Genomic DNA, 12,580 nt, shown 5'->3' with positions numbered 1-12,580 from the left:
AACTATTACTATCAATCTGAAATTTATATTGAAGTAACTATATATGATAAAATTAAGTAAAATATTCTCATTTTTATTAAAATAGGTGGTTTTCATTATGTCCAAAAAGGCTGTATCATCAGCAGCAATAAATGCTTTAAAAGAATCTTTGACTTGTATTTATTGGTACAAAAAAGATTTGCGTAGTTTCTTAATGCACAGCATAGAAGATTCACGAATTTTAAGTGTGATAAATTGGGATGATTATAAAAGAAACATCGTTTCGGGTCTTATTGACTATCTAGCTCGTGACCAGGAAAGATATAAACAAGATTTACTTGATTTAATGTATGAAGTTGTGAAGATAAAAGATTTTAGCCATTTAGAACGGTTAGATAATGGTAAAGAAAAGGCGAAGATAACAAAAGAGTCAGTCGCAGCCTTGGAAAAATTGTATAAAACCCATGAAGGATACATATTAGAACAAGAAAATATTCATAAAAGACGAAAAAAAGCACAAATCAAACAATTAAAGCAAAAAGCAGTTAGCAAAAAATTAGAAGGATTAAAAAGCCAATTCTATCAATTAGTTACTTCTACTAATCCACAGTCAAGAGGCTATGAACTTGAAAAGATATTGAAGGAGCTTTTTGTTCTGTTCGACCTTGATCCAAAATCCTCTTTTAAAATTCAAGGGGAACAATTGGACGGTGCATTTACTTTTGATAATATGGATTATCTTGTTGAGGCAAAATGGCAAAAAGAGTTAACTGGGATTCAAGATTTTGATGCTTTCAGTGGGAAGATTTCAAGGAAATTAGATAATACACTCGGTCTATTCATTTCCATTAATGGTTTTTCTGAAGATGCAGTAAAAGCACATTCTACTGGGAGAAGACTGATGATACTTATGGATGGTAGTGATTTAATGGCAGTCCTAGAAGGAAGAATCGACTTAACTCAGTTATTATTATTAAAAAGGCGTCACGCTTCACAAACAGGGAATATTTATTTAAGGAGTCATGAAATGATGACTCTATAATTGGAGGAATTAAAGGAGCATTATGATAGAAAGAGAGAAAATTATTCGTTTAATCGAACATGGTTATGAATGCGAATACCTAGACTTTAAAGAACGACAATATATGAAAGAGATTAATAATGACTTAATTAAAGATATAATGGCAATGGCAAATTCAAACTGCGAAGGTGAAAAATTCATTATATGTGGTATCAAGGATAAGCCGAATGCTGAAAGGACTTTAAATGGTATAAATCCTGACGATTTTATTGATTCATCAAACTTCCAACAATTGATCCTAAGTAATATAGAACCAGATATAAACTTTGATTATTTTCCGTTTGAATATAAAGGATTTTGTTTTGGGGTATTCCGCATTAATAACAATCAAAATAAGCCGTATATGCTAAAAAAGAAATACAAAAATTTGAATGAAGGATTATGTTTGATTCGAAAAGGTAGTCAACATTCGGTCGCAACAAGAAGTGACTTTGATCGCTTTTATCTACATAAAGGTTTTGAAATTGATATTCTAGAACCAACACTTTATGCCGTTCATGTTAATGAATCTTGTGCCAGATTAAAAGTTACGTTTAGAAATCTTACGAATCTTCCTGTTACCATTATGGAAGGTGCATTATCAATATACGACCAAAACAATCGAAATCTTTCCTTTCATCCAATTTGTACTTTCGAGAACCCTCAAGATACAGAATTTAAAATTTCCCTTTCTCCAAAAACGGAGAAAGTTGGAAATCTCTTTGTTGTTTTTGGATCTACTGATTGTTTAAGATTATATTTAGATGAATATGGTACTGGATATGAGTCTTATATTTTTGAATTGATCGTTGTTGACACAAAAGGAAATCAATATGTGACTAAAGTGGAAGATGCAACCGTTCTTGCAAAAGGTGATTTTTTATGGAAATTAGAGCGATTAATTAAAGAAGGGACGGAAAATCCTTATAAAAAGAGCTTTGAGAATGTGAGATAAAATAGATAGAACACAATGAGCCTGGGGGAAGTCAAGATGTTTGGCACTATCATCTTCATGTATACCCACGTTATAAAGACGATAATCTTTATCGAACGGATGGAAGTTTAAGTTTACCTAATGATCGGCTAATTTACGCTGAACATTAGAGAATGGGTTTTGTAGTTCATTTGAGTAAATTAAACATAAAATATTATTATTTCAATAAGTAAAATCAAGAGCATGTTTGCTCTTGGTTTTTTTGTGGATTATAAATATTCCACAAATCCGTTAAGATTTCCTTGTGAATTTTCCTAGATCCTTTTGATTATATAGATTATCTTTAATAATCCTTTTATCTAATCTATAATCTGTTTCTAATTGGAGAGTGTTGATTATATACATAAATAACGGGGAATTACTGTTCCATAGGTAAAATAAATAGAAAAAGGTGAGAACTAATGGGGGAAAGAAAAATACAAGCTACTATCACAATTTCATGTGATGTATTAATTGATGACACAATAAAGAAAAATATCGAAGAAGCTTACTCAACATCCTTAAATGACAAGGAGATTGCAGATAAATTGTTATATGCTTTTTTAAATCCTAAAATGGTATTGTTTAATGAACCAGAGAATATTGACGGTCAATGGGATATGGTGGGTGAGTTTAATGGGAGATTAACAAATTTTATCGTCAATAGTGAAGATTGAGTTAATCATAATAGAATCTATCTTGCAATTTCCAGTAAAAAATCCCCTTATTATGTGTTATGCTGAAGCATATATACATTAAAGGGGAAAAATGACTTGGCACAAATCGCGATTAAAAATTTGATAGCTCATGATATTGACTTGGACCAAAAGGCTCCATCTCCAGCTACAAATGTAATTGACTTAACGACATCATCAGAAGAAGTCCTTAAGTTCTTCTCGGATCATGTGAAAACAGCTCATACAACAAAACAAATTAAAGTCTGTCGGTTTTCCTATGAAAATGCTCAGGTTCTATTTGACTCTAATGACATTGCAAAGAATCTAGAGGATAATGATATGTTTATATCTGCAACGGCTGATATGACACATAGGTTATTTAACATTATGAAAAGTTCTTCTACTAAAAGTTCAGGCGCTATGATTTATTTGGTATATGAAGATTTATCGGATTCTACTCATTATTTAGGGATCATGAAAATGGACCCGAATAAAGGAATCCAATACAACAAGACCACTAATTCATTTATTGTCCAATCGAATATGCTGCCAAATGCAAAAGATCGTCTTCATAAGACCGCTTTTATTAAGTTGAAAGAAGGGTTATGGAATGAAGATGTTCATTTATTTGTGTTGGATAAGCAGCAAACCAATGAGACAGTATCAAAGTTCTTTTTAATATCATTTTTAGAAGCTGAAGTAAAGATAAATGATACACTTGTTACGGAATTGGTAGAGAAAAAATTAGTGGAAATGGCGAGGACACAAAAGATTACTAATGAACCTTTGGACCCAATGGGATTACTTGATTTTAGTTCTAAGGTGGACCGAATGTTAAGTAGCCACAGAGACATCGACCTTGATCATGAACTAGACAGCTTGTTAAAGACATACATTCCAGGTGATGGCGATAGGGAATTAAAGATAGAAGATATCAAACTAGCTTTAAGAGAAGAAAATGAAGGAGTGTACTTCCAGTTTAAAGCGAATAAAAAGCCGTCATTTGCGGAATATACAGACGTTCAAAACCAAATTAAATTTAAATTCCCTTTAGCTTTAAAAGGGAAGAAAGTATTTATTGAAACAAAGGAAGAAGACGGACAAAAAGTAATGACGATTAGGCTAGAAGGAATAGATTTAGTCGAAAAATTCAAGTAGTGGGGAAGAGTATGAATCATTTAGTTGTTACATTTCATAACTTAATAACTGATCTAGACCAGGTATCAAGTCGATTGGAATCGACTGAATCATTCCACCTTGTCTCCGTTACATATAGAGATAAGGTGGGAGCATTTATTCAAATAATAAAGAACCCAACTTATTTAACTGAAATTAACAATAACCATATCACCATAGAGGTAAGGCTAGGAACGACCACCCTCTACAATCGGCAATTTATTGAAAGATATGATATGCAGGTATTAAGTGACGAACAAGAGGCTGAGGTCAGTTTAAGCTTCAATAAAGAGACCAGTCTTAAATTACATTCCAATACATCTTTATTTTTTTCTTTGGAATCATTTATTTCAGAATGGAATTTTAGTAATACTAGGATGAATTCGTTCTTTGAAGGAATAGATAAAAGTAAACAGATTTTCGTTTACTTGCCAACCGAAGAGAAATTAGGGAATCCGTTTTTAAAGATAATTCCAATTATGGATTACCATGCAGAAGAACCTGAAAATTTAGGACAAATTCAAAGTGATTTAATTAATGAAAGCATTCAAATAAGAGAGGAATATACGCGCATTTCTACTAGTCTGCCTGTTCCTTATTATTTTGAAACGAATCAACCAATACCATCTGGAAATCTGCTTTTGAATTTTCAACAGAACCTATTTTTTCTATCCTTATTACATATAAGTAACAAATATGAAAATGAAACCTTTATTGTAAGAGGTCAAAAAAGTGTTGAATTTATCTGGGATAAAAACTTTCAACCTCAACATGCTGATATTATATATAGTATTTTTAGTTTCTGCTATGGAAAGGAACAGACCCAGGATAAATTGGAAATTGGTAGAAATATACTAACCACTTATCATAATGATGATTCTCTAGGAAAATTAGATTTGCAGCTTGAAAAAGTAGAAAAAACGATTAATCGTCACTTTTCACTTTATGTGAATGATAAAATCAAGAAGTTTTTTGATGAAACGAAAAAAGCAGTGGATGAAGCGCATAAGTACGCAAAAGAAACAAGAGAAGCTGCTGATAAAGTAGTTACGAATATTAATACCTCAATCATTGGATTAATTACGGCTGTTTTTTTTGGAATTGTCATTATGGCTAGAGGTAACAAATGGTTTTTAATTTTGGCATTATTGCTTCACATGGTTTATTTTGGTTTAACTTATTTGCTAAACAGACATTTTGCTAAAAAGAAACAAGAAGAAATCTTAGATCTGTTTGATCAATCCATTGGTTATATTTCCAATGTATCTGAAGAAGAAGAAACTGAAATAAAGCATATGTATATAGAACCTGCTTCTGCTAGTATTGATGGTAATTTAAAAATCTACAAACGGATAACCTTTTCATTGATTATGTTGATGCTATTAATTAGTGTAGTTGTTTACTTTTTTATGCCCAATACGGACAATGGCAATAATCAAAGTGAGCAGCAAAATATTAATCAAGAAGAGGTAACCAAGGACAATACAACCACCCCAAAGGAAGAACAAGGTCATACCAAGATGAATCAACCTAAAACATCGGAACAAGTTGATAAAGGAGGAACTTCCGAAGAGAGTCCCACTACTCAAAAAAAAGTAGAGGAAAACCCAGAAAACAAAGTCAATTCTAACAAATCTGTGGATGATAAAAGATAGGTTTCTATTACTTTAGATAAGAGATTTATTACACTAATAAACAACAAAAACAATCATGAGCTTTTGCTCCCAACCCATGAATGAAAAAGTTTTTTTCACAGAAAAAAGAGAAGGAGATCATCCTGTTTAGATGATCCCCTTCTCTTTTTGTTAGGTTGATAAATAACTGAACTAATCATATAGTTGAAATAGGATTTTTTAATAACCCATTTCTTTTGGACCATTCGTAAATATAATTTTTCATTTCTTCAACCCTATCATCAGCATTTGTCTTTCCTTTTCTTTTACCAATCAATGAATCCATCTTTAGAACTTCATGGATTATATTATCTGTATCAGGGTATTCGTAGCTATCGTTGTAGCCTGGGTTAAGCCAATGTAAGTAAATAAAGTAATTGTTCTTTTGAAAATACTTTAGAGTATTTAATGCATCTTGTTTAAATTGTATCGAACACAATACGATTTCAGGATGATAGTTTACTTGTATTATATCTTCTACCGATTTTGTGCGTTCCTGTGGAGAACCATTAATGAGGAATACATTAGTATACTCACCATGGGGTCCTACTTCAAGTTTTCTTTCTGATTTTTGAGCTGTTCTTATATTTTTATCGTTGAAAAGTTTTTTCCATGTTTCTGATTTCCCAGAATTTCGATGTCCCATGACTGCTATAAGTAATTTTTGTTTCATTACTTTCACTTCCTTCAAAGGATTATAAAAATAACATATTCTAATTGAGGGGTAAATAGAACTGTTTTTTTGGACAGCTATCATTTTCTCTATTTGAACACTATTCCTTTCCCGAAACCTATTTTGGACAAAAAGATGGCTTGCCCTAGGGATATCTAGGTTATTCCATTCTTTTTTATAAAAGACTTGTTACAATAGTAAGTAATGGATCGGTGAAGGAGTAGTGACGATGTATAAAAGTTCGGTAAAGGGATAATTACTCTAGTAAAATTATGAAAGTAAGAATTAACTAGCTATTATAGTTATATATTTCATTAATCATAAGCGTTAAGGATAGCGATGTGATAAAATTTAACTATTATTGTAAATGGGAGATTAGATCAATGACAAAACTGACGTTACAAGAACTTGAAAAAACACTTTGGGAAGCTGCGAATATTCTACGTGGTGAATTAAATGCAGCGGTTTATAAAGATTACATATTTGGATTGATGTTTTTAAAGCGAATGAATGACCAATTTGATAGCGAATACAACAAACAAAAGCAACAGTTCCAAGAAGAGGGTATGGACGAGGAAGAAGTTAACGTTATTTTAGAAGATGCCTCTTTATATCAAAGTTTCTTTGTTCCTGAATCGGCTCGTTGGGAGCGTTTGAAGAACTTAACGCTTAACATCGGACCAGAACTGGATAAAGCATTTAAAGCAATTGAAGATGAACCAAGAAACTCAGAGTTAATTAGCGTACTAACAACTGCGAATTACAATGACAAAGAGCGTGTCCCAGATAAAAAGCTTTCTCAGCTTCTACTATTATTTGATAAGTACAATTTATCAAGTGAGAATTTAACGAATAATGATGTGCTAGGTGATGCGTATCAATACGTCATTAAAATGTTTGCGGATGATGGTGGAACAAAGGGTGGCGAATTTTATACGCCTAATGAAGTTGTCCAACTGCTAACGAAAATTTTAAAACCACAAGAAGGCGAGCGTATATATGACCCTACAACAGGTAGTGGAGGCATGCTCGTTGAATCATTACAGTATATTAAAAACAATGGAGAAAATCCAAAGAACGTATCTTTATTTGGTCAAGAAATCAATCTTGGTACATGGGCAATTTGTAAAATGAATATGCTTTTCCATGATGCTCGTGGAGCAGATATCAAAAAGGGAGACACGATTCGTGAGCCAAAGCATTTAGAAGGTGGCGCATTAAAGACCTTCGATAAAATCTTTGCAAACCCACCGTTCTCATTGAAAAACTGGGGAATAGAAGAAGCGCAAGCCGATGAATATCACCGTTTTCCTTACGGTATTCCACCAAAGTCATATGGTGACTTAGCGTTCGTTTCACATATGGTTGCAAGTTTAAATCATAAAGGGAAATTAGGAACCGTTGTACCACATGGCGTCTTATTTCGAGGTGGTTCGGAAGGTTCAATCCGTAAAGGCTTCTTGAAGGATGACCTTGTCGAAGCAGTAATCGGCTTACCTTCTAACATATTTTATGGGACAAGTATTCCAGCAGCATTACTCATTATCAATAAAAACAAACCAGTCGAGCGTAAAGGAAAAGTGCTCTTCATTGATGCAAGTGCTGGTTTTGTTAAAGATGGAAACAAAAATAAACTTCGTGTCGAAGACATAACAAAAATTGCAGAAGCATTTGATTCATTTGATGATGTTGAGAAATTTGCATCTGTTGTAGATTTAAAAACAATTGAAGAAAACGACTACAATTTAAACATTAGTCGTTATGTTGATACAACTGAAGAGGAAGAAATAGTTAATATTGAAGCAGTTATTTCTGAAATAAAAGAAATAAAAGGAAAATATAACGAAACGGAAAAGAAACTGAACCTATATTTGAAAGAGCTAGGGTTTGAAGAGCTGTAAAGGAAGGAGGGTGAGAGTATGGTGCGAGAAGGGTATAAGATGACTGAGTTGGGTGAAATACCTGAGGATTGGGAAGTGAAAAGTTTAGGGGAAATAACTAAATACAGAAGAGGAAGTTTCCCTCAACCTTATAATTTGCCAGAATGGTATGATGATATAAATGGTATGCCTTTTGTACAGGTATTTGATGTTGATTCAAACTTTAAGTTAAAAGAAACTACAAAGCGAAAGATATCTAAAATAGCAGCTGAGTCAAGCGTATTTGCAAAAAAAGGTACAGTTATTATAACGTTACAAGGTACCTTGGGCAGAACAGCTATTACTCAATACGATGCTTATATAGATAGAACGCTTCTTTTGTTCACGGAATATTTAGCACCGATTGAAAAGATGTATTTTATGTATGCACTAAATGTCTTGTTTGATTTTGAAAAGAAGAAAGCTGATGGAGGTGTTATAAAAACCATAACAAAAGAAACCTTAACTAAATTTACAGTAGCATTTCCACCTCTTCGTGATCAACAAAAAATCGCCGATATCCTTTCCACAGTCGATGAACAATTAGAGCAAACCAATCAACTGATTGATAAAACAAGAGAACTGAAAAAGGGCTTAATGCAAAAGTTGCTAACCAAAGGCATTGGGCATACGGAATTTAAGCAGACAGAAGTTGGGGAAATACCAGTTGAGTGGGAAATAACTACAATTAAAGAACATGCAATAGATTTTAGAGGTGGAGCTCCAATAACACCAAAAGATTTTTCAAAAGAAGGATTTAAAGTTGTTCCTAAAAAAGCTGTTCGAAAAGGCGGGAAATTAGTAATTGAATGTGAGAATCAAACTTTTGTATACAATGAATTTGCTAGTAAGAACAAAAATTCAATAATCAACAATCAATATCTAGTTACGGTATTAAGAGATTTAGTACCAACAGCTCCAAGTATAGGCTTAATTGTTAAGTTTAATACTGATGATGAATATATACTAGCACAAGGTGTATATGGACTGAAATTGAAATCTAGTCTAAATGAAAACTTTCTTATTCAAATTTCTAATTCCTATTCTTTTAGACAAATTATGAAAAGTTTAAAAGTTGGTAGTACACAAGTGCATTTGAGAAATGAAGATTTCTTAGGAGTTTTAATACCTTATCCTCTAAATGAAGAACAACAAAAAATTGCGGACATTCTCACATCTGTCGATGACCAACTAGAAGATTACAAAATAAAAAAGGCGAAAATTAGGGTATTAAAAAAAGGTTTAATGCAACAACTGTTGACAGGAAAAATTCGTGTAAACGCGTAAAGGGGGTGACTTGATGGCTAACTACTTGGGTAATGAAGAAACGCTCGTTGAACTTCCAGCAATTGATTATTTAACTCATAATCTAAATTATGAATTTGTTCATGGTGATAAGTTAACGGCTAATCATGGCGAGCGCGAATCGATCAATGAAGTGATTTTAGTGAAACGGTTGAAACGATCAATAGAACGATTAAATCCTTGGATGAGTGAACAAAACGTTAATAAAACGATTCGATTCTTAACCCGCCCAGAACAACTTGGCACGAATCTTTTGGAAATTAACGAAAAAATTTATGACACGATTGTGAATTTAACGTTTGCAGTGGACCAAGACATAGATGGAAGTGGACAGAAGAAGTTTCATACAGTCCGTTTTATCGATTGGGACGATTCATCGAACAATGAGTTTCTAGTTACTCGTCAGTTTGTCATTCAAGGACCGAATGAAAAGATTATTCCTGATATTGTTCTTTTCGTTAACGGCATACCTGTTGTTGTCATTGAGTGTAAGTCACCATTTTTAGAAAAAAGCAAAAATGAAAATATCGGGAAGAGTGAAGCGTTTGAGCAACTCCAACGTTATATGGATTTACGAAATTCAGAGACTGTTGAAGGGGCACCTCGTCTGTTTTACACAAACTTTTTTACTGGAATTTTCAATAAATATCGTGCCTATGTCGGAACGATTAGTTCAGGTTACAGTCATTACGGCGAGTGGAAAGATCCGTACCCTTTTAATAAGTCACAAATTGAAAATGTTGATAACAACGGGCAAAATCTGTTTATTCAGGGATTACTTGATAAAAGTAATCTCATTGATATTATGCAAAATTTTCTCCTCTTTGAAGTGGACGGGGGAACGAAGATTAAAAAGGTTTGTCGGTATCAACAATTTCGTGCGGTTAATAAAGCCTTAGACCGTTTAATTGAAGGTAGAGATTCACTTGAACGTGGTGGTGTTATATGGCATACGCAGGGATCAGGGAAATCACTGACAATGGTCTTTTTAGCAAGAAAAGTTCGCCGTATTGCTGAGTTATCCGATTCAACAATTGTTGTTATTACGGATCGTGTAGACTTAGATAAACAAATTTTTAATACGTTTAAAAGAACGCTCGCGACCATTACAACTCCAGTACGTGCCGAATCGGTTTCTGAAATGAAGGAAATGCTATCAATGGCACAGCCTCAAATCATTATGACAACCATACATAAGTTCCAAGCTGAAAAAGAAGAAAAAGAGATTTTTAAAGATGTAAAACAGTTGGGAGCTCTTCAATTAGAGAAAGAATTCCCTGTTTTAACACTGAAATCGAATGTCATAGTATTGGCTGATGAAGCTCATCGGAGTCAATATAAAGGGTATGCGAGAAATATGCGTATCGCCTTACCGAATGCTGCTTTTTTAGGCTTTACTGGAACACCACTTGAGAAGGAAGATAAGTCGACACCTCGAACCTTTGGTGCCTATATTGATAAGTATGGCATACAAGAAGCTGTAAATGACGGAGCAACGGTCAAGATTGTTTATGAAGGTCGGAAGCCAGAACTTCAGGTCAAAGGCGATACATTAGAAGACCTATTTGACCAAGCGTTTGAAGAACGATCTGAAGAAGAAAAAGAAGCGATTAAACAAAAGTATGCCAATAAACGAGTCATCATCGAGCATGATGACCGTGTTGAAGATATTGCTAAAGATATCCTTGAACATTACAAAGAATGGATTTTCCCAAACGGTTTTAAAGCTCAAATTGTTTGTATTTCAAGAGAAGCTTGTGTGAAATTTTATGACGCCCTTACCAAACATATGGAAGATATCTTGGGTGAGAAATTGGAAGTTGCTGTTATTTTCTCTGGTGACCGAAATGATAAACCACATCTGAAAAAGCATTTTTCAACAAAGCCTGAGCAAGAAGAGACAATCAAGTCATTTAAGAAACCAATTAAAGAAAGCAAGCTTTGTTTTATTATCGTAAAAGATATGCTTTTAACAGGTTTTGATGCTCCAATTGAACAAGTGATGTACCTGGACCGTCCTTTAAAAGAACATAATCTCCTGCAAGCCATCGCTCGTGTTAATCGGACAATGGGCGATCAAAAAAGATGTGGCTATGTGGTTGATTACTACGGGATATCGAATCATCTAGAAGAAGCACTGGAAATTTTTGATAAAGAAGATTTAGGCGAACCGATGGAATCACTAGGTGGACTACATAAACAAATGCTCTCGTATCGTGAATCAGTTATGGGAATGTTTAATGGTACAGACAAAAATGACTTAGATAAGCTTGTAGTTCATCTTGAACCTGAGGATAAACGCGCTGAATTCGAGATGGCGTATAAACGTTTTGCAGGTGCAATGGAACAACTTATGCCTGGACATGTAACAACGGATAATACAAATGACCTCCGTTGGCTTTCCTACATTCGTGCTGCTGCCAAAGCTCGGTTTGAACCGAATAAAGAAATCGACATTTCGGACTGTGGGGAAAAGGTTCGAGCGATTATCGAGGAGCACCTAGAATCAAGAGGGGTAAAACAGTGGATTAAGCCGATTACGTTATTTGACAAAGACTTTCAAATGAAAGTAAATTCATTAAAGACAGATGAAGCAATTGCATCTAGTATGGAGCATGCCGTAAAACACGTTATTAACGTCAAAATGGATGATAACCCTGTGTACTATACGAGTCTGTTAGAGAAGTTAAAGCAAATTTTAGATGAAACAACGCAAAACTGGGCAGATCGTAAAAAACAGCTTGAGGAATTTATCAATAACGTTGATAAAGGCGAGAGTGAAGAAGCGGAAGCTCTGGGGCTATCGAAAAAGGAATTTGCTTTTTTTGAAATTGTGAAAAAGTACCTCGATGAAAGTGACGATAGTAATATAGCTGTCAAAGAATCGTCTGCTACCTATATTAGCCAAGATTTAATTGATCTATCGAAAGACATCGCTGAGAATGTATCAAAAATCATAGTCGATAATTATGTCATTGACTGGACAACAAATGCAACGAAAACTTCAGATATTGAGCGTGCGATTTATTTTATGTTAACAAAGAAATACTTTAAAAAGATTGCTTTAGAGGTAAGGAAGCAACTTGTTCAACCGTTACTACAACTAGCTAAAAAACATTATGCGAAATTAGATTAGGGGAATTGC

9 protein-coding genes are annotated in these 12,580 nt (G+C 33.8%); 8 read left to right on the top strand and 1 reads right to left on the bottom strand.

The features are described from left to right. The first annotated feature begins 97 nt into the window (after positions 1 to 97). The 5 genes from ACOI1C_RS14130 (at position 98) to ACOI1C_RS14110 (ending at position 5,520) form a co-directional block, all read left to right on the top strand. Entirely contained in the window at positions 98 to 1,021 is a 924-nt protein-coding gene (locus ACOI1C_RS14130; RefSeq protein ID WP_422511144.1) for a hypothetical protein, read from the top strand. A gap of 22 nt (positions 1,022 to 1,043) precedes the next feature. Then, positions 1,044 to 1,994, top strand: a complete 951-nt coding sequence (locus ACOI1C_RS14125; protein ID WP_422511143.1) for a helix-turn-helix domain-containing protein — start codon at positions 1,044 to 1,046, stop codon at positions 1,992 to 1,994. Positions 1,995 to 2,434: 440 nt separating this feature from the next. After that, positions 2,435 to 2,689, top strand: coding sequence for a hypothetical protein (locus ACOI1C_RS14120; protein ID WP_422511142.1), 255 nt, complete (start codon positions 2,435 to 2,437; stop codon positions 2,687 to 2,689). A gap of 96 nt (positions 2,690 to 2,785) precedes the next feature. Further along, positions 2,786 to 3,847: a nucleoid-associated protein gene (locus ACOI1C_RS14115; RefSeq protein ID WP_422511141.1), complete on the top strand. Its 1,062-nt coding sequence runs from the start codon at positions 2,786 to 2,788 to the stop codon at positions 3,845 to 3,847. Positions 3,848 to 3,858: 11 nt separating this feature from the next. Next, positions 3,859 to 5,520 (top strand): hypothetical protein, encoded by a 1,662-nt coding sequence (locus ACOI1C_RS14110; protein ID WP_422511140.1) that lies wholly within the window; start codon positions 3,859 to 3,861, stop codon positions 5,518 to 5,520. A 175-nt stretch (positions 5,521 to 5,695) separates the two neighbouring features. Here ACOI1C_RS14110 and ACOI1C_RS14105 read toward each other — a convergent pair whose 3' ends face one another. After that, complete coding sequence (locus ACOI1C_RS14105) at positions 5,696 to 6,211, bottom strand: hypothetical protein (protein ID WP_422511139.1); 516 nt, start codon at positions 6,209 to 6,211, stop codon at positions 5,696 to 5,698. Between the two features lie 383 nt (positions 6,212 to 6,594). Here ACOI1C_RS14105 and ACOI1C_RS14100 point away from each other — a divergent pair, with 383 nt between their 5' ends. Genes ACOI1C_RS14100 through ACOI1C_RS14090 form a run of 3 tightly spaced genes read left to right on the top strand, consistent with a single transcriptional unit; the run spans position 6,595 to position 12,571 of the window. Next, entirely contained in the window at positions 6,595 to 8,112 is a 1,518-nt protein-coding gene (locus ACOI1C_RS14100) for a type I restriction-modification system subunit M (RefSeq protein WP_422511138.1), read from the top strand. Positions 8,113 to 8,130: 18 nt separating this feature from the next. After that, positions 8,131 to 9,417, top strand: coding sequence for a restriction endonuclease subunit S (locus tag ACOI1C_RS14095; RefSeq protein ID WP_422511137.1), 1,287 nt, complete (start codon positions 8,131 to 8,133; stop codon positions 9,415 to 9,417). 13 nt (positions 9,418 to 9,430) lie between these two features. Continuing rightward, complete coding sequence (locus tag ACOI1C_RS14090; RefSeq protein WP_422511136.1) at positions 9,431 to 12,571, top strand: type I restriction endonuclease subunit R; 3,141 nt, start codon at positions 9,431 to 9,433, stop codon at positions 12,569 to 12,571. Positions 12,572 to 12,580: the final 9 nt, after the last annotated feature.

The sequence above is a fragment of the Bacillus sp. DJP31 genome, from assembly GCF_049310945.1.
GTDB lineage: Bacteria > Bacillota > Bacilli > Bacillales > SA4 > Bacillus_BS.
This window is presented reverse-complemented; position numbering and strand designations above follow the sequence as displayed.

Coding starts and splice junctions, on each gene's coding strand:
- ACOI1C_RS14090 (WP_422511136.1), top strand. CDS start 9,431: ATGGCTAACTACTTGGGTAATGAAGAAACGCTCGTTGAACTTCCAGCA.
- ACOI1C_RS14105 (WP_422511139.1), bottom strand. CDS start 6,211: ATGAAACAAAAATTACTTATAGCAGTCATGGGACATCGAAATTCTGGG.
- ACOI1C_RS14095 (WP_422511137.1), top strand. CDS start 8,131: ATGGTGCGAGAAGGGTATAAGATGACTGAGTTGGGTGAAATACCTGAG.
- ACOI1C_RS14130 (WP_422511144.1), top strand. CDS start 98: ATGTCCAAAAAGGCTGTATCATCAGCAGCAATAAATGCTTTAAAAGAA.
- ACOI1C_RS14125 (WP_422511143.1), top strand. CDS start 1,044: ATGATAGAAAGAGAGAAAATTATTCGTTTAATCGAACATGGTTATGAA.
- ACOI1C_RS14100 (WP_422511138.1), top strand. CDS start 6,595: ATGACAAAACTGACGTTACAAGAACTTGAAAAAACACTTTGGGAAGCT.
- ACOI1C_RS14120 (WP_422511142.1), top strand. CDS start 2,435: ATGGGGGAAAGAAAAATACAAGCTACTATCACAATTTCATGTGATGTA.
- ACOI1C_RS14110 (WP_422511140.1), top strand. CDS start 3,859: ATGAATCATTTAGTTGTTACATTTCATAACTTAATAACTGATCTAGAC.